Source organism: Pseudomonas sp. JL27(2026) (genome assembly GCF_056933555.1).
In genome coordinates this window covers 3,079,975-3,096,007 of the sequence record NZ_CM167794.1, presented here as the reverse complement: position 1 = coordinate 3,096,007, position 16,033 = coordinate 3,079,975, and the positions used below count along the sequence as shown (strand labels likewise).

The window sequence follows — 16,033 nt, the reverse complement described above, 5'->3', positions numbered from 1 at the left end:
ATGCCCACCTCCATCGTTGCTGCACTGCAAATCGGTTCACTGCCTGGCGGCAAAGGCGAAACCCTGGCGCAGATCCTTTCTTACGAACAGGCGATTCTCGACGCAGGCGCCAGTTTGGTCGTCATGCCCGAAGCGCTGCTTGGCGGTTATCCGAAGGGCGAAAGTTTTGGCACTCAATTGGGTTATCGGTTGCCGGAAGGGCGCGAGGCGTTTGCCCGCTACTTTGCCAATGCCATCGACGTACCGGGAGTGGAAACCGAGGCCCTGGCCGGTTTGGCGGCGCGTACCGGGGCCAGCCTGGTTCTGGGGGTGATTGAGCGTTCCGGCAGCACGTTGTACTGCACCGTGTTGTACATCGAGCCAGTTGGCGGGCTGGTGGCCAAACACCGAAAACTGATGCCCACTGGCACGGAACGGCTGATCTGGGGCAAGGGCGACGGCTCGACGCTGCCGGTGATCGACAGCAAGGTCGGGCGGATTGGCGCCGCCGTGTGTTGGGAAAACATGATGCCGCTGCTGCGCACCGCGATGTACGCCAAAGGTGTGGAAGTGTGGTGCGCGCCGACTGTGGATGAGCGCGAGATGTGGCAGGTCAGCATGCGCCACATTGCCCACGAAGGCCGCTGCTTTGTGGTCAGTGCCTGCCAGGTTCAGGATTCGCCGCAGGCACTGGGCCTGGACATCGCCCATTGGCCGGCCGAGCGTGCGCTGATTGCCGGGGGCAGTGTGATTGTCGGGCCGATGGGCGACATCCTCGCCGGGCCGCTGTTGGGCGGCGCCGGGTTACTGACGGCTGAAATCGACACCGATCAGCTGATTCGTGCCCGCTACGACTACGATGTGGTCGGGCACTACGCGCGCCCGGATGTGTTCGAGCTGACCGTGGATGAGCGGGCCAAACCGGGCGTGCGGTTTATCTGAGGCGTTGCCACTCTTCGCGGGTGATTTCCCAGATATCCCTGGGGAATCGTCCGCTGACAAAGTTACCTTCATCGGTACGAATCAAGCGCATGCCGGTGCGTTCCGAGAGCTTGCGCGAGGCCAGGTTGGGCGCTGCCTTGGGCACCCGCATCAACGGTCGCTCAAGGGTTTCGAACCAATAATCGGTGACCGTCGCGCTGGCCTCGGCCATCAGCCCCTGGCCCTGCCAGGCGGGCGCGAGCCAGAACCCACGGTTGTTGTCCTGTTCGTCCATCAGGCTGACATTGCCGATCAGTTGATCCGGCGCCGACTTGAGCCGGATCGACCAGTGCCACTCCACACCCCGGGCAATGGCCGGCAAGGCCACGTCACGCAGGTAGCTCAGCGCACCATCGGCCGGATACGGCCAAGGCACAAAGACATTGAGGTAGCGCACCACTTCCCAGTGCGCGAACTGCTGCTGAACGGCGTCGGCGTCGGCCAGCTCCAGGGGGCGAAGGATCAGGCGAGGGGTGTACAGCGTGGGGATAGTGTCCATGTTCATTCCACTTCGGGTCGATCTATGACAAACAGCGCTGGCCGTCCGGCGCTTGAAAGGGTCAGGCGGACTGTATCGCACCTGTCAGAGTTCGGCACGAAGTTGCAGGCTATCGACGACTTCCGTCAGTTCCTCCACCGATGTCGGTTCTGCGGCGGGCGCCTCGGCACGACGCATCTGGCGGTATTCGCTAGGGGTACACCCGGCGAACTGCTTGAAGGCACGGGCAAAGTAAGAGGGGTCCTTGAACCCGACTTCGTAACCGATGCTGGTGATGGGCATCTGGCTGTTGTCGAGCAGATCCTTGGCGTAGTCCATTCGCTTGCTCAGGACGTACTCCATGAACCCCATGCCATTCACTTCCTTGAACAGGCGGCTGAAGCGGAAGGTTGTCATGCCGCAGCGTTTCGCCAGCTCTTTTTGGTCGATGCTGTCCCGAAAATGCTGGTCGATGTAGAGCAGTACGTTATTGAGTGCCTGGTGTTTGTGGTGTTCTGCGGTCAGCCGGATGCTGTCCGGCAGGGACGGGCCGTGTTCGATCAGTGGCTTCTTGGCGTGAAAGTGAGTACTGCGGCGCAGTTCGCAGAGCTGTTGGAGCGCGTGCAGAAAGCGGTCTTTCTCGGCGGTGCACAGGGGCAGCACCATGTACTCCCAGACGCGGGAACGCATGGCCCACACGGCAAGCTCTTCGGAGTGCTGCACAGTGAACATGGCGATCGGTATGGAAGGGGACCTGCGTTTGATCTCCAGCAACAGGTTGAGGCCTGGCATGTCGGGGCGGTCATAATGGATGCAGACCATGTCTGGCTGCCGGTCGCCCTCAAGTTCGGACAACGCGGCGTCCTTTGCCATTCGACATTCACAGGTCGAACGAAAATGTGCGACCAACGCCTCGGCCGATCGATCCTGAGTAAGGTCGAACCATAAAAGAAATGGCTTGTTGGCCAACTCAGGTTTCATTTTCTCATTCCTTCCTTGTTCCTCGCGTTCTTGACCTCGCCTGGCAGTGTCGTCGTCAGGTCATAGCCCGAAGGATCAAACCCTGAGAGCTGCTGCGAACCTGCTCTGGTGATGCCTTTCATCCACTACGGTCCTTGTGGTTGGTTTCAGTCTTGTTTGTAAATGATTCCTGATAGTGCATTTACGGTACGGTTACCCATGTCAACGCTACGGCTTTTTACTGTTCAGGCCTCACCGCAAAAAAGTCCTAGTTATCGACAAGAAACTCCTAACCCTCGTTGTTTCTCCTGACTAGGATTCAATCAGGCGGCACACTAAGTCCCCGTCTCGGCAAATAACACTTAAATGAGGTGAGTAAAATGAATCTGCAATCGATCAAGACTTCGGTGCTGGAATTCATCAAGGACGAAGAGGGCCTGACCATTGTGGAATATGCAGTAGCGGGTGGCTTGATAACACTCGGCGCCGTGGCGGCTTTCGTGACACTTGGCGGTAACGTGAGTACCGCCATTACCAGTTTGGGTTGTGCCGTCAAAGGCACCGCGTGTTAGCACCGCACCGTGCGTTGTAGGCCCCGTTTCGTGTTCTAGCCGCTGGCTACCCTCTGGGGCATGGCGGTGACGAACACCTCCCATCAGGCTGAGGGGAGTGTCGTGAGGATAAAAAAGTTTCATATAGACTCTGCCTGGTTCTTTAACCATGATCCCGTTCGGACAAGGTGGAGTCTTCTCAGCCCGCCGCCGCAGGCTAAACGCATGACGCGATGAACACTCCAACAGTCCGGTCTCCTGGCGAGTCGGACCTCATTGTCCTGGCTGCGCTCCTGATGTTTCTTCCTCGTTGACCAGTATTGTCGCTGCGTCGCGCGCGCGAAGATCAAATCCTGATAAGAAAACCCTTGCTTAGACCATTGCACACGGTCTCGCTCTCGGCGCGATGGCGCTGTTTCGCGTCGTTGCAGGAGGTAGAGCCCGACCGGGCATCGCATGCGAATCAGTTGCAACGTTGTTTGCAAGTTGTTCGTCATTGAACTCTTTCGTTGTTGTTTCAGGTCGCACGATTAGTATTTTTGTTTCGTGGGTAATACAGCAATAAAGTCCTAACGATCAGCAAAAAACTCCTAACCCCTGCGTTGCACTTCTGACTAATGTTCACCCAGGCAGTGCGAGAAGCGCTGTTCTAAAAACAAAATACTGAATGAGGTGAGCAAAATGAATCTGCAATCGATCAAGACTTCTGTAGTGAAATTCATCAAAGACGAAGATGGCCTGACCATTGTGGAGTATGCGGTGGCGGGTGGGTTGATAACGCTGGGCGCTGTCGCAGCATTTATCACTTTGGGCACTAACGTAAAAACAGCCATTACCAGTCTGGGCTGTGCAGTCAAAGGCACCACTTGCTAGCACCACAGCGTCCACAGAGGGTTGCAGTCATGAGCATGGAGCAGTCAGTTGCTATTGCATCGTTGCTGGGACTGCTGGGTATTGCGGTGGTGAGCGATCTTCGCCATCACCGCATTCCCAACCTCTTGGTCTTGTCGGGCCTGGGACTGGGGTTGGCCGGTCAGGTCTACACCTCGGGTGTCCTCGGGTTGGGTTATGGAGCGCTGGGCATGTTGATCGGTTTTGCCGTTTTTCTCCCGATGTACGCGCTTGGGGGAATGGCTGCCGGCGATGTCAAGCTAATGGCCATGGTCGGCACCTTTCTCACTCCGCGCGACGCGCTCTGGGCTGCACTGTTCAGCCTGATAGCCGGCGGTCTGTGCGGAATATTGATTGTGTTTGTGCGTGGTCAGGTACAGCAGACCGTGGGGCGTTACTGGTTGATGTTGAGAGCCAGGGCCTATTTTTCGCCAGCGGTCGATGAAGTGGCAGGCAAGCCTTTTCCCTATTCAGTCGCGGTCCTGCTCGGCACTTTGACCAGCGTCTTCTGGCTGCCCTTCGGCCAGTAAGTCCAGGAGAACACTCTATGTATGCCATCAGCAACAGCAGCGTTACTCACAATGAGCGCGAAGTTGTGCAGCGGTTGGCTCCACAGCCACGCACCATCCGTGAAACCGGGTTGGCGGACAACTTTCTCGGTGATCTGGTCTGCAAGCATCTGCACGATGCGGGTGTGCTGGACATGTCGCGGCTGGTGGAGCGCTTAGCGCTGACGGGCGCGGTACTGGAAGAAGTACTGACCTTCCTGCGCAAGGACGGTCGTGTCGAAGTACTCGGTCAAACCGGTGGTCAGGCATTGCGCTACGGGCTGACTGAACGCGGTCGCAGCGCCGCCCGTGATGCGTTGGCGCGTAGCGGGTATATCGGCGCGGCGCCTTTCCCGGTCAGCACCTATCGCTCCCTGCTCAAAGTGCAGACCATTCACCATGGTCGTATCAGCGCACAGGACATGCAGCACGCCTTTGGTGGGATGGTGCTCGCGCAAAGCATGCTCGATCAACTGGGCGTGGCACTGAATTCCGGCCGCGCCATCATGATTTACGGGCCGGCGGGCACTGGCAAAACGTATGTCAGCAGCCGGCTGATTCGCTTGTTTGACGAAGCCATCTGGATACCCCATGCCATCGCGATCAACGAGGCGGTGATCGAGATTTTCGATCCTCAGGTACACCGGCGCCTGGATGACGACGATGAGCTGCAGAACAATCTGCTGCTTAACGAGGGGATTGATCGCCGGCTACTGCGCTGTGAACGCCCGATCATCATCACGGGCGGCGAATTGAGCATGGAACAGCTGGATGTCCGCTATGACCCTTTCACGCGTCAGTACCAGGCCCCGTTGCAGCTCAAGGCCAGCAATGGCCTGTTCGTCATCGACGACATGGGCCGTCAGCGCATGGCGCCAGCCGAGTTGCTCAACCGCTGGATCGTGCCGATGGAGGAGAAACGCGACTTCCTGAATCTCGGGGGTGGGCGGCACTGCGAACTGCCGTTCGACCTGATCCTGGTGTTCTCCACCAACCTCAATCCGCTGGAACTGGCCGACGAAGCGTTTTTGCGGCGGATTGGCTACAAGCTGCAATTCGGTTACCTGAAACCCGATGAGTACGAACGCATCTGGTGCCAGGAAACCGAGCGACTGGGCATTGCTTACGACCCGCAACTGCTGAAGTACGCGCTGCAGGAACTCTACGGCGTTGAAAACATGCCGCTGGTGCCTTGCCACCCCCGGGACCTGTTGAACATGGCCCTCGACCGTCAGCGTTACCTGGGCGGCTGCGGACCACTGTCGCCGCAGGAACTGGAGTGGGCGTGGCACAACTATTTCGTACAGCTCGACTTTCTTGGATAGATAAGGAGATATCGACATGAGTTCACGTACTTTCACCTTGATTGCCTTGTCCGTGATTCTGGGCCTGGGGGCGGCATGGATGGCCAACACCTGGCTCAGTGCCCGGCTTAACGCCAGCCCCGACGACAATCAGCAGAATGTGGTGGTGGCCACCGTGGAAATATCGTTCGGGCAGATGGTCGAGGCGCAGCAGGTGACGTTGGTGCGTATGCCCAAGGACACGGTGCCAGACGATGCCTTTGATGCCACCGACAAGGTCGTGGGCAAGATCGCCACGTTCTCCATGCTGCGCGGCGACATCGTGCGCGGTGCGCGTCTGGCCGAGCACTTGGGCGGGAGCACGCTGGCTTCGCTGATCGAGCCCAACAAACGTGCCATTTCGGTACGTGTGGATGATGTGGTGGGGGTGGGCGGGTTCCTCTTGCCGGGTAATCGGGTCGATGTCCTGGCGACCAAACAGACAGGCAACGACGGAAACGCCGAGTCCAGGACCATTCTGGAGGACTTGCGGGTATTGGCAGTGGACCAGACCGCCAGTACCGACAAGACCCAGCCGGTGGTCGTACGTGCGGTCACCCTGGAGATGACGCCCGCTCAGGCAGAAGCCCTGGTCAAGGGCATGACCGACGGGAAGTTGCAACTGGCCCTGCGCAATCCACTGGACAACCAGAAGCTACCCGCCGTTGCTGAGCCGGTGGCGATGGTTGAGGCCGCGCCACCGCCACCCGTGGTCAAACCCATCGTACGGCGCAAGGGCAGTTCTGACAGTGGCATCACGGTGATCCGCGGGATCGAAGTCAATGTCGTGAGAACCGAGTTGTAGCCGCCAGGCGCAACCGTTGAAGGCTCCGCCCGCCAGGTATTGTCGTTTGGCGTGGGTGGGCGACGCCACCCTGCCGATCAAGGTCGGCAGAACAAGAGGGCTTGATGATGAGACCGCGTATCCAACAGCCGCTCAGTGCATTTCCAAACCATCAGCGCGGCACGATTCTCGTGCTGGTCGTGATTGCCCTGGCCGCCATCCTGCTGATGGGGGCTCTGGCGCTAGACGGTGGCCATATGCTGGTGAACAAGGCTCGCCTGCAAAATGCTGTGGATGCCGCGGCACTGAGCGGGGCCAAGACGCTCAGCGAAGTATCCGGTGCGACCGGTGCCGCCAGCCTGACGCAAACCGCTGCGCGGGACACGCTGACCCGCAATGCCAATGCCTCGGGCAACCAGGAACTGGCCACCGCTATTGGCAATAACATCGCCAGTTTCGCCACGGTGGAGCTGTCCTCCAGTGTCTATGGGCCTTTTTCCTTTCCGGGGCCGGCCAATGCGACCTATGTACGGGTGTCGGTACCCAATTACCCCCTGACCGGTTTTTTCTGGGGCATGTTGAAGGCAATCGGCAACGGTGTCGCTCCGACCAAGGCTGTGGCGGCGGTGGCCACCGCTGGGCCAAGCCCTACCAGCCCGTGTGACCTCACGCCGCTGATGGTGTGTGGAGACCCGACCAAGAACAACCCCGCCAGCGGGATGTTCTGGGGGTTCAAGTTCGGTGATTTGCAAGTGTTGAAAACCGCTGCGGGCAATAGTTCGGCAATTGGCCCCGGCAATTTTCAACTGCTTGACTTCGGTGCCGGTGGCAACGCCGTGAAGCAGGGCCTGGCAGGCGGGATCAGTCAGTGCAACAGCGTCGGCGCCAACGTCCAGACCAAACCGGGCAACACCGTGGGGCCTTCCGCTCAAGGCCTCAATACGCGCTTTAACCAGTATTCAGGTGGCCTAAGCGCTGCGGACTATCCGCCGGACCTGGTGGTTACGGTCAACTCCAAGTCGCTGACATACACCGGTTCACCGGCACAGATCCAGTACAACAATCTGGCCGTCACTTCCACCAATGGCAACCTGTCCACGTCCAGTGGCGCCCTGTATGACTACAACGACTGGGTACAGGCCTCTGCCGCCTGCGTGGCGGGTTCGGGCAGCGGCTGTCAGGCCGGTGGCGCGTTCGAGCGGCGGATTTTGAAAGTGGTGATCGGTGATTGCTCTGGCAAGAACGATGGGACGTCCTCGATTCCGGTGCTGGGGTTCGGCTGCTATTTCGTGTTGCAACCGGAGTCTCAGCAGGGCAACTCGGCGCAGATATTCGGCCAGTTCGTCAAAGCATGCGAAGGCGACAACGTGCCCGGCCCCCATCCCGTCAACGACGCAGGCCCGCAGATCATTCAGTTGTACAAGACCTACATCGACAACAGCCAGACACCAAGTACCGATTCTTAGGAGGCCTTATGGGACACCGTGGATTCAAGCCGCCGCAGACCCAGCGTGGATTGGCGATGGTGGAGCTGGTGATCACTCTGCCGCTGCTGTTGTTACTGCTGTTCACGTTCGGTGAGTTCGGCCGCATGTTGTTTCAATACAACAGCCTGATGCAGGCCAGCCGTGATGCCGGACGTTTTGTGGCCGGCCAGGCCTGGAACGCCACCCTGGGCAAGGTCGACCTGAGTGCCACGCTCCAGTCCCAGACCAAGAACGTCGCGGTGTACGGCATTCCTGCCAACCCCAATGGCTACCCGGCCGTCGTGCCAGGGCTGACCACTGGCAATGTCTCGGTGGCGGCAGTGGGCACTGACCACGTCCAGGTCAGCATTACCTACACCTTTGTGCCGGTGATCGGTAGCGCATTACCGGCTTTCTATGGCCAGAGCGTGCCGCTGGGCCTGGCGTTGACCTCTACCGTCGTGATGAGGGCCTTATGATGAATATCAAGCGTATGCGCGGGCTGTATGTCGTCGAGTTCGCCATCACCAGCCTGGTGTTGTTCACGTTGCTGTTCGGCGTACTGGAAATGGGCCGGTTGTATTTCACCGTCAACGCGCTGAATGAAAGCGTTCGTCGTGGCGCTCGCCTGGCGGCGGTGTGCGATATCCGTGACCCGATCATTTTGCGGCGTGCCATTTTCAACGCGGCCAATAACAGTGGTACGAGCAGTCTGATTGGCAACCTGAGCACGGCCAACCTGAACCTGATCTACCTGGACGCGAACGGTGCGGTGGTCGCCACCCCCAACGACCTCACCAGTGCCAGCGGGTTTCGTGCCATCCGGTACATCCAGTTACAGGTGACAAACTTCACGTTCAATCTGCTGATCCCCGGGTTCGGCGGGGTGTTCACCCTGCCGGTGTACAGGTCGACCGTGCCGCGTGAAAGCCTCGGTCGGCAACCCGAGGTGGGCGTCACCCCGGAGATTACGCCATGCTGAATACCCGAGAAGCTCCCGTCACCAGCGTGACTGAGAAACCAGGCATGCGCCTGTTGATCAGTGGGCGTGACGTGACAGCCTTGAACCACCTGAAAGCGTTGAGCCAATGCCTGCCCAGCCTGCACGTCAGCACGCGCCTGGTGAGCAACGGTCACACCGACCCGTTGTATGGGCTGGAGCAGATGCCTGATTTCCTGTTATTGCGCGTCAGCCACTTGTGGCGCGAGGAACTGGCGGCCCTGTTGCTGCATCCGTTGAAAGAGCGTCCGCCCCTGTTGGTGTGCGGCCCCCTGGATGAGCGCGAGGGCATGCGGTTGGCGATGCAGGCCGGTGCTCGCGATTTTCTGCCAGAGCCCGTGTCGGCCGACGAATTACAGGCCGCACTCAGCCGAATGATAATGGAGGCCCATGCCGAGCAGGGCACAGGGGGCAAGCTGATCGCCGTGATGAATGCCAAGGGCGGTTCCGGTGCCACAATGCTGGCCTGCAACCTGGCGCATCAGCTCAGCGCCCGAGGCGGCAGAACCCTGTTGCTGGACCTGGACCTGCAATTTGGCAGCGTGGCCCACTGCCTGGATGTGCTACCGACACACAGCCATATGGAAGTGCTGCAACAGGTCGACGAGCTGGACAGCATTGCTTTGCGCGGTTTTTGCAGCCACTTCAGCCCGACCCTGCATGTCCTGGGCGGACGCACCGGTGAGCTATGCCTGTCGCAGGACATTCGCCTGGAGCAACTGGAAAACCTGTTACGCCTGGCCCGCAGCACCTATGACTGGGTGGTGGTGGATTTGCCGCGACAGATCGACCACCTCACGGGCGTCACGCTGGAGCAGGCGGACCGGATCTACATCGTGGTGCAGCAAAGCCTCAGCCACCTGAAGGATGGCACCCGCCTGACGCGTATCCTGCGCGATGACCTCAGCGTGCAGGGCACTCGCTTGCAGGTGGTGGTCAATCGCTACAACAAAAATTCGCCGGTCAGCCTCAAGGACATTACCGAAGCCCTGCGTTGCACCGACGTGCATAAGCTCCCCAACGACTATTCGGTGGTCAGTGAAAGCCAGAACACCGGGGTGCCACTGGAACTCCATGCACCACGTGCAGGCGTGACCTTCGCCCTGCGTGAGTTGAGCCAGAACCTGATCGGGGTCGTGGCCAGCGAGCGGGGCCTGTTTAAACGTACCTTTAGCCGTTTGTTCGGAGGGTAAGGCCATGCTCAGCGACTTTCGTAATCGCCTGCGTCAGCAGTCCGGCAAAAGTGTTCCGGCAGACGGGCAGGGTGCACAGACTGACAGTGAAAACTGCGTCAGCGTACTCATGGCCTGGGAAGCCGCCATACCGGACGTGCTCTACGAGACCCGGACCAAACTCAATCAGGTGGAGACCGAGTGGCGGGAGAAGATCTACCAACAACTGCTCAAGGTCATGGACCTGTCACTGCTCGATTCCCTGGAACCCGCAGAAGCGGGGCGGCAGATTCGTGACATCTGCCAGCGCCTGCTCGACGAGCATTCGGCGCCCGTCAGTGCCGCCAGCCGTCAACTGATCATCAAGCAGATCACTGACGAAGTGCTTGGCCTTGGTCCCCTGGAACCGCTGCTGGCCGACCACAGTGTGTCCGACATCCTGGTCAACGGATTCGCCTCGGTCTATGTCGAGCGTTTTGGCAAGCTGCAAAAAACCGATGTGCGTTTTCGCGACGACCACCACCTGCTGAACATCATTGACCGTATCGTTTCCAGCCTGGGCCGACGCATCGATGAATCATCACCGCTGGTGGACGCCCGCCTGAAGGATGGTTCCCGGGTCAATGCCATCATCCCGCCCCTGGCCATCGACGGGCCGAGCATGTCGATCCGTCGTTTTGCCGTGGACCTGCTCAACACCGAGAGCCTGGTGAAAATGGGCACCCTGACACCGGCAATTGCCCTGATGCTCAAGGCAATCGTGCGTGGGCGAATGAATGTCCTGATCTCGGGCGGTACCGGCAGTGGCAAAACCACCATGCTCAACGTGCTGTCCAGTTTCATCCCGCATAACGAGCGAATCGTCACCATCGAAGACTCGGCCGAGTTGCAGTTGCAACAGCCCCATGTGGTACGCCTTGAAACCCGGCCCTCGAATATCGAAGGCCGGGGCGAGGTGAGCCAGCGCGAATTGGTGCGCAACAGCCTGCGTATGCGGCCTGACCGCATTGTGATCGGTGAAGTGCGGGGCGCCGAAGCGCTGGACATGTTGACGGCGATGAACACCGGGCACGACGGCTCGCTCACCACCATCCACGCCAACACCGCACGCGATGCGTTGGGCAGGATCGAGAACATGGTGTCGATGACCGGTGCGACGTTTCCGATCAAGGCCATGCGCCAGCAGATAGCCTCGGCCCTCAGCGTGGTCATCCAGCTGGAGCGTCAGGAGGATGGCACGCGGCGGCTGGTCAGCGTGCAGGAGATCAATGGCATGGAGGGCGAAATCATCACCATGACCGAGATTTTCGCGTTTGTACGCAGCGGCATCGGTGAACACGGTGAAGTCCTCGGCGAGTTTCGTCCTACTGGCATGGTGCCGGCCTTTCGCGATGTGCTCGCCAGGCGCGGTATCGAGCTGCCGCTGAGCCTGTTTCGACCAGACTGGATGGAGGGATAGTCATGACTCAGATTCCCAGTGAATTTATCCTGGCGTTCCTCGGCATGGTGTTCACCGCCATGTTTCTCCTTAGTCAGGGGTTGGCGGTGCCGGTGTTCGGGGAGGCCAACAAGGTGCGCAAGCGCATCCGCGGGCGCCTGAACCTGCTGGAGCGAGCCAGTAACCTGCCGAACATGCAGTCGGTGCTGCGTCAGAAGTACCTGCGCCGTTTGTCACCGCTGGAAGCCCGTCTGGAGCAGTTGCCGGCGATGGAGGCCCTGGCGCAGATGATCGAGCAAGCCGGGCATGACTACCGCGCCTATCGGGTGTTGTTGCTTGGGCTGGTTTTGGCGACGGGATTCGGGGCCGTACTTTGGCTGGTTACCCAACGCTGGTGGGTGGCTGCCCCGGTGGCCATGGCGATGTTCTGGTTGCCGGTGCTCAAAATATCCCGTGACCGTGGCAAACGCTTTGCCCAGTTCGAGGAAGGCCTGCCCGATGCACTGGATGCCGTGTGCCGGGCCTTGCGTGCCGGCCATCCGTTCAATGAAACACTGCAACTGGTGGCCGAAGAGCATAAGGGGCCGGTCGCCCATGAATTTGGCCTGACGTTTGCGGATATCAACTACGGCAATGACGTGCGTCGGGCCATGCTGGGGTTGCTGGAGCGCATGCCCAGCATGACGGTGATGATGCTGGTGACGACGGTGCTGATTCACCGCGAAACGGGCGGCAACCTGACGGAGGTGCTGGAGCGCTTGAGCAGCCTGATTCGTGGGCGCTTTCGTTTTCATCGCAAGGTCAAGACGCTGTCGGCCGAAGGGCGTATGTCGGGCTGGATACTGGTCTCCGTGCCTTTTGTATTGGCGGCGGCCATTGTGCTGTCGAGCCCGACTTACCTGCCCATGCTGTTCAACGAGCCCCTGGGCCAAAAAATGGTGATCGGGGCCTTTGTGGCCATGCTGATCGGGATTTTCTGGATCCGCAAAATCATCCGGATTCAGGTTTGAACACCACCCGGTGTCAAGGAGGGGGTCATGAACTATCTGCTGAGTCTGATCAATCGTGTGGTGGGCGACGAGCAACTGGCGCGCTTGTTGTTCGCGGGGGCCATCGGCTTGAGCGTGGTGCTCGCAGTGGCAACGCTGGTATTGCTTGTGCAGGGGCTACAGGACCCGGTACAGCGGCGTCTTTTGCTGATTAAACGCGGTCATGGCGGGGAGAGCTACGGGCAGAGCACCCCCAGCAATCTGCAACTGATGCTGGAGCAGGTCGGCCAGCGCTTTTCCTCTGCCGAGCAGGGCCAGGCCTCGGCGACCCGAACACTGCTGACACATGCCGGCTATCGTTCGCACGCAGCGGTGCAGATGTACTGGGCGATTCGCCTGTTGGCGCCAGTGGTCATGTTGGGGCTTGCGGTGCTGGCACTGCCGCTGATTCCGAAGCTGTCGCTGTTCCTCGGCATTGGCGTGCTGGTACTGGCGCTGGGTGTGGGTTGGCTGGCACCAGCCATTTATGTCAACGCCCGCAAACAGGCACGGATGACGCGATTGCTCATCGCCTTCCCGGATGCCCTGGACCTGATGGTGGTGTGCGTGGAGTCGGGCCTGGCATTGCCCCAGGCGATCGAGCGGGTGTCCGAGGAAATGGCGGTCAGCCAACCCGACCTGGCCCTGGAACTGGCGCTGGTCAACTCCGAAGTCCGTGCGGGGATTCCCAGTACCGAGGCGCTCAAGCACCTGGCTGAACGCACCGGCCTGGAAGACATTCGCGGGCTGGTCAGTTTGCTGGCACAGAGCATCCGCTTCGGTACGAGTGTCGGTACCACGTTGCGTATCTATGCCGAGGAGTTTCGCGACCGACGCACACAGTTGGCAGAAGAAAAAGCGGCGAAAATCGGCACCAAACTGGTGTTCCCACTCATTTTCTGCCTGTGGCCAAGCTTCTTCCTGGTGGCCATTGGGCCGGCAATCATTGGCGTGTTCAAGGTCTTCGGGAAGCTGTAAACACGAAGACGGGCAACCTTCACCCACGTAACGGCCTCAGCCCCAGCGAGTAAACCCGCTGGGGCTGAGGCCGTTGCACCGCTATGAGTTACTTCTTCTGTCCGCCGGAGTACTCCTTGAAGTATTCGGGGATGGCATGTTTATAGCTTTCCAGCCAGCGTTGCAGGCTCAGGTCCCGCTCACTGGCCGCCGCGGCTTGGGGGATGGGCGAGGCGGCCTGGCCGCGAGACTGCAACACTAACCAGGTTTCGGTTTCCTGCTGTTGTGGCGATGAGGGGCCGGGTTCGATGGCCTGGGCTGCGAGTGGAAGAAGCAACAGTCCCAGGCAGCTGAGCATAGTCTGTTTCATCACTACCTCTGCGTTGTTGGCGGATTGACACGGGGTTTCGACGGATCGAGAGCTGTCGCCACCCGATCACTGGGTGCCGCTTCGGCCTTCGCCGGGCTCTTGAGTTTCTCGGCGCGTATCTGGGCTTCGGTCACTTGCTCGGGGCTCAAGCCCACGCGACTGACCAATTCCGAGGCTTGTTTCCAGTTGCCCTGATAAATCAGCAAGGTCACCAGGTTGAGGGCCGCCAACTGATCGGACTGCTTCAACTCCATGGCGGTGATGAACTCAAAACGCGCCTCTTTGAGCTTCAACTGCTTGAGGTAAACCACACCCAGGTCGTTGCGAATCTTCTCGTCGGTGGGGGCCATCTGAGCGGCCCGCTGCAAATGCTTCAGGGCCTGATCGGTGTCTTTGTGCGCGGCCGCCAATTGGCCCAGGCCGTGTTCCCCTTCAGCGGCAAGGCAGGTGCCCAGCAAACTGCGATACAACGGCTCGGCCTCGTTTTGCCCAAGCATGCGGTAGATCTTGGCCTTGCGCAGGCGCACGGCGGCGAGGTCATCCGGCAGGCTTTGCAGGTTGGCCAGGCCCGCGTGCAACTTGCCATCACTGATCATGTCATCGGCCATGCTCAACGACAGTTCCTGATCGGAGCCCAGCTTGGCGCAAGCGGCCGGGCTTGACAGCTTCGACCATGTCCCGCCACCGTCCGTGGCGCAGCCGCTGAGCATCACCAGTCCCAATGCCGCCATGATTACTTTCATTCTGTGCTCCCCCAAAGAACCCGATCTCATTGCGACAACCCACTGCGCCGGTCGAAGTTACCGTCTTCCAGGAAATACATACGGAACCAGTTCGGGTCGTAATTACGCAGTTTTTCGCCCGGCAATGTCGGCAGTCGGGCATTGACCGCCAGCGGTTGCACCAAGTGTGGGGTCACGATCATCAGCAGCTCTTTTTCCTCACGGCTGATGGTGGAGTCACGAAAGAAGGCCCCCAGAATCGGGATGTCGCCCAGCCCCGGAAACTTGCTCACCGATGAGGTGTTGCTCGAACTGATCAGGCCGCTGATCACGAAGCTCTCGCCGTCGGCCAGGGAAATGCTGGTGTCAGTGCGACGCACCGTCAGCGCTGGAACGTTAATGCCCGCGATTCTTACGGCATTGGTGTAGTCGAGCTCACTGACCTCCGGCGCCACCTTCAAGGAAATGCGGTCGCGTCCGATGACGGTAGGCGTCAGGGTCAGGCGAATCCCGAACTCTTTGTATTCAATGGAGATATTGTCGCTGCCACTGCTCGGCACCGGGATCGGTACTTCACCACCGGCAAGGAAACTTGCGCTTTGCCCACTCAACGCCACCAGGCTCGGCCGCGCCAGGGTGTAGGCAAAGCCGCTGCCTTCCAGTGCGTTGATCAGCCCCAGCACTTTCCCGCCGCCGATACCGATATTGAAACTGCCATTATCCAGCGGGATACGGGTCGCCGTGCTGCCGAGATTGCCGGGCGACACGGTCACCAGCGGGACGGTACCGGGTGAACCGAACAGAAAACTCCCGCCTTTGCCGAAGATCGACGTGCTGGCCTCTTTCAACTTGGTACGGCTGACTTCGACAAACCGAATATCGGTCTGTACCTGACTGGGCAGCAAGGGGTCTTCCGAGGGCGGAAATGCCTCACTCACCAGCGAGCCGGCCCCTTTGCCCTGAACAAACACCATGCTCTGGCGAGGTGCGCCGGAACAGGCTGTCCAGACCATCAGGCTGGTCGCGCCGGGTGCAATGCCCGTCAGCAGGTACGCATCGTTGCCATTAAGGTGCACGTCGGCAACTTTCGGATCGCCCACGGCCAATCGAGTGATGGCCACCTCCGAATGCATCACCGTCTGCATGCCTTCACCCACCTCGACCACGGCGGGCAGGGGGGGCCAGGTTTGAACAGTTGCCGGACGCTGCCAGGGTCATGCTTGCGGGTAATCCAGTGAAAATCAAAGTCCACGCTACTCGCTTGAGCACTTGCACGTAATCATTGTTCATTCACTGCTTCCTTGTTTGATCGGGGGTGTTTGCCGGGTACTCCGGTTACCTCAATTTCACATGCTCACAGCTTGA

At 59.7% G+C, this 16,033-nt stretch carries 18 protein-coding genes and 1 pseudogene; 13 read left to right on the top strand and 6 right to left on the bottom strand.

From position 1 onward, the window contains the following. Positions 1–921, top strand: a complete 921-nt coding sequence (locus AC1Z1G_RS13980; RefSeq protein ID WP_483620667.1) for a carbon-nitrogen hydrolase family protein — start codon at positions 1–3, stop codon at positions 919–921. Here the strand turns inward: AC1Z1G_RS13980 and AC1Z1G_RS13975 are convergent. From AC1Z1G_RS13975 to AC1Z1G_RS13965, 3 genes are all read right to left on the bottom strand, one after another. Further along, complete coding sequence (locus AC1Z1G_RS13975) at positions 914–1,459, bottom strand: GNAT family N-acetyltransferase (protein ID WP_483620666.1); 546 nt, start codon at positions 1,457–1,459, stop codon at positions 914–916. The two genes, AC1Z1G_RS13980 and AC1Z1G_RS13975, sit on opposite strands and share 8 nt — an antisense overlap. Positions 1,460–1,543: 84 nt before the next feature. After that, complete coding sequence (locus AC1Z1G_RS13970) at positions 1,544–2,419, bottom strand: helix-turn-helix domain-containing protein (RefSeq protein ID WP_483620665.1); 876 nt, start codon at positions 2,417–2,419, stop codon at positions 1,544–1,546. After that, the gene (locus tag AC1Z1G_RS13965) at positions 2,416–2,541 is read right to left on the bottom strand and encodes a hypothetical protein (RefSeq protein ID WP_483620664.1); all 126 of its coding nucleotides are present in this window, start codon (positions 2,539–2,541) and stop codon (positions 2,416–2,418) included. The genes AC1Z1G_RS13970 and AC1Z1G_RS13965 overlap by 4 nt, the downstream gene beginning before the upstream one ends. A 237-nt stretch (positions 2,542–2,778) precedes the next feature. Here AC1Z1G_RS13965 and AC1Z1G_RS13960 point away from each other — a divergent pair, with 237 nt between their 5' ends. From AC1Z1G_RS13960 to AC1Z1G_RS13905, 12 genes are all read left to right on the top strand, one after another. After that, on the top strand, positions 2,779–2,970 hold the full coding sequence (locus AC1Z1G_RS13960) for a Flp family type IVb pilin (protein ID WP_483620663.1): 192 nt from the start codon (positions 2,779–2,781) through the stop codon (positions 2,968–2,970). A 660-nt stretch (positions 2,971–3,630) separates the two neighbouring features. Next, on the top strand, positions 3,631–3,822 hold the full coding sequence (locus tag AC1Z1G_RS13955) for a Flp family type IVb pilin (protein WP_347900457.1): 192 nt from the start codon (positions 3,631–3,633) through the stop codon (positions 3,820–3,822). Positions 3,823–3,851: 29 nt separating this feature from the next. Next, positions 3,852–4,370 carry an A24 family peptidase gene (locus AC1Z1G_RS13950; protein WP_483620662.1) on the top strand — a complete coding sequence of 173 codons (519 nt, stop codon included), beginning with the start codon at positions 3,852–3,854 and terminating at the stop codon, positions 4,368–4,370. Between the two features lie 17 nt (positions 4,371–4,387). Further along, positions 4,388–5,713 (top strand): ATP-binding protein, encoded by a 1,326-nt coding sequence (locus tag AC1Z1G_RS13945; RefSeq protein ID WP_483620661.1) that lies wholly within the window; start codon positions 4,388–4,390, stop codon positions 5,711–5,713. A gap of 16 nt (positions 5,714–5,729) precedes the next feature. Continuing rightward, a complete protein-coding gene (gene cpaB / locus AC1Z1G_RS13940; protein WP_483620660.1) occupies positions 5,730–6,536 on the top strand; it encodes a Flp pilus assembly protein CpaB in 807 nt (268 codons plus the stop codon). Positions 6,537–6,640: 104 nt separating this feature from the next. After that, positions 6,641–7,981, top strand: coding sequence for a TadE/TadG family type IV pilus assembly protein (locus tag AC1Z1G_RS13935; protein WP_483620659.1), 1,341 nt, complete (start codon positions 6,641–6,643; stop codon positions 7,979–7,981). 8 nt (positions 7,982–7,989) lie between these two features. Further along, positions 7,990–8,460 carry a TadE/TadG family type IV pilus assembly protein gene (locus AC1Z1G_RS13930; protein ID WP_483620658.1) on the top strand — a complete coding sequence of 157 codons (471 nt, stop codon included), beginning with the start codon at positions 7,990–7,992 and terminating at the stop codon, positions 8,458–8,460. Next, positions 8,460–8,963, top strand: a complete 504-nt coding sequence (locus AC1Z1G_RS13925) for a TadE/TadG family type IV pilus assembly protein (protein ID WP_483627855.1) — start codon at positions 8,460–8,462, stop codon at positions 8,961–8,963. The genes AC1Z1G_RS13930 and AC1Z1G_RS13925 overlap by 1 nt, the downstream gene beginning before the upstream one ends. Beyond that, positions 8,957–10,174 (top strand): AAA family ATPase, encoded by a 1,218-nt coding sequence (locus tag AC1Z1G_RS13920; RefSeq protein WP_483620657.1) that lies wholly within the window; start codon positions 8,957–8,959, stop codon positions 10,172–10,174. The genes AC1Z1G_RS13925 and AC1Z1G_RS13920 overlap by 7 nt, the downstream gene beginning before the upstream one ends. Positions 10,175–10,178: 4 nt before the next feature. Then, the gene (locus AC1Z1G_RS13915; RefSeq protein WP_483620656.1) at positions 10,179–11,612 is read left to right on the top strand and encodes a TadA family conjugal transfer-associated ATPase; all 1,434 of its coding nucleotides are present in this window, start codon (positions 10,179–10,181) and stop codon (positions 11,610–11,612) included. 2 nt (positions 11,613–11,614) lie between these two features. Then, the gene (locus AC1Z1G_RS13910) at positions 11,615–12,601 is read left to right on the top strand and encodes a type II secretion system F family protein (protein ID WP_483620655.1); all 987 of its coding nucleotides are present in this window, start codon (positions 11,615–11,617) and stop codon (positions 12,599–12,601) included. Positions 12,602–12,628: 27 nt separating this feature from the next. Beyond that, a complete protein-coding gene (locus AC1Z1G_RS13905; protein ID WP_483620654.1) occupies positions 12,629–13,597 on the top strand; it encodes a type II secretion system F family protein in 969 nt (322 codons plus the stop codon). 88 nt (positions 13,598–13,685) lie between these two features. On the opposite strand, the gene AC1Z1G_RS13900 is transcribed toward AC1Z1G_RS13905, so the two are convergent. The 3 genes and pseudogenes from AC1Z1G_RS13900 to AC1Z1G_RS13890 form a co-directional block, all read right to left on the bottom strand. Further along, complete coding sequence (locus AC1Z1G_RS13900) at positions 13,686–13,946, bottom strand: DUF3613 domain-containing protein (protein ID WP_483620653.1); 261 nt, start codon at positions 13,944–13,946, stop codon at positions 13,686–13,688. A gap of 2 nt (positions 13,947–13,948) precedes the next feature. Further along, positions 13,949–14,689, bottom strand: a complete 741-nt coding sequence (locus tag AC1Z1G_RS13895) for a tetratricopeptide repeat protein (protein WP_483620652.1) — start codon at positions 14,687–14,689, stop codon at positions 13,949–13,951. A 26-nt stretch (positions 14,690–14,715) separates the two neighbouring features. Then, a pseudogene (locus AC1Z1G_RS13890) lies at positions 14,716–15,958 on the bottom strand (type II and III secretion system protein family protein). Positions 15,959–16,033: the final 75 nt, after the last annotated feature.

Coding starts and splice junctions, on each gene's coding strand:
- AC1Z1G_RS13965 (WP_483620664.1), bottom strand. CDS start 2,541: ATGAAAGGCATCACCAGAGCAGGTTCGCAGCAGCTCTCAGGGTTTGAT.
- AC1Z1G_RS13915 (WP_483620656.1), top strand. CDS start 10,179: ATGCTCAGCGACTTTCGTAATCGCCTGCGTCAGCAGTCCGGCAAAAGT.
- AC1Z1G_RS13970 (WP_483620665.1), bottom strand. CDS start 2,419: ATGAAACCTGAGTTGGCCAACAAGCCATTTCTTTTATGGTTCGACCTT.
- cpaB (WP_483620660.1), top strand. CDS start 5,730: ATGAGTTCACGTACTTTCACCTTGATTGCCTTGTCCGTGATTCTGGGC.
- AC1Z1G_RS13905 (WP_483620654.1), top strand. CDS start 12,629: ATGAACTATCTGCTGAGTCTGATCAATCGTGTGGTGGGCGACGAGCAA.
- AC1Z1G_RS13920 (WP_483620657.1), top strand. CDS start 8,957: ATGCTGAATACCCGAGAAGCTCCCGTCACCAGCGTGACTGAGAAACCA.
- AC1Z1G_RS13955 (WP_347900457.1), top strand. CDS start 3,631: ATGAATCTGCAATCGATCAAGACTTCTGTAGTGAAATTCATCAAAGAC.
- AC1Z1G_RS13930 (WP_483620658.1), top strand. CDS start 7,990: ATGGGACACCGTGGATTCAAGCCGCCGCAGACCCAGCGTGGATTGGCG.
- AC1Z1G_RS13895 (WP_483620652.1), bottom strand. CDS start 14,689: ATGAAAGTAATCATGGCGGCATTGGGACTGGTGATGCTCAGCGGCTGC.
- AC1Z1G_RS13945 (WP_483620661.1), top strand. CDS start 4,388: ATGTATGCCATCAGCAACAGCAGCGTTACTCACAATGAGCGCGAAGTT.
- AC1Z1G_RS13980 (WP_483620667.1), top strand. CDS start 1: ATGCCCACCTCCATCGTTGCTGCACTGCAAATCGGTTCACTGCCTGGC.
- AC1Z1G_RS13900 (WP_483620653.1), bottom strand. CDS start 13,946: ATGAAACAGACTATGCTCAGCTGCCTGGGACTGTTGCTTCTTCCACTC.
- AC1Z1G_RS13935 (WP_483620659.1), top strand. CDS start 6,641: ATGATGAGACCGCGTATCCAACAGCCGCTCAGTGCATTTCCAAACCAT.
- AC1Z1G_RS13960 (WP_483620663.1), top strand. CDS start 2,779: ATGAATCTGCAATCGATCAAGACTTCGGTGCTGGAATTCATCAAGGAC.
- AC1Z1G_RS13925 (WP_483627855.1), top strand. CDS start 8,460: ATGAATATCAAGCGTATGCGCGGGCTGTATGTCGTCGAGTTCGCCATC.
- AC1Z1G_RS13910 (WP_483620655.1), top strand. CDS start 11,615: ATGACTCAGATTCCCAGTGAATTTATCCTGGCGTTCCTCGGCATGGTG.
- AC1Z1G_RS13950 (WP_483620662.1), top strand. CDS start 3,852: ATGAGCATGGAGCAGTCAGTTGCTATTGCATCGTTGCTGGGACTGCTG.
- AC1Z1G_RS13975 (WP_483620666.1), bottom strand. CDS start 1,459: ATGGACACTATCCCCACGCTGTACACCCCTCGCCTGATCCTTCGCCCC.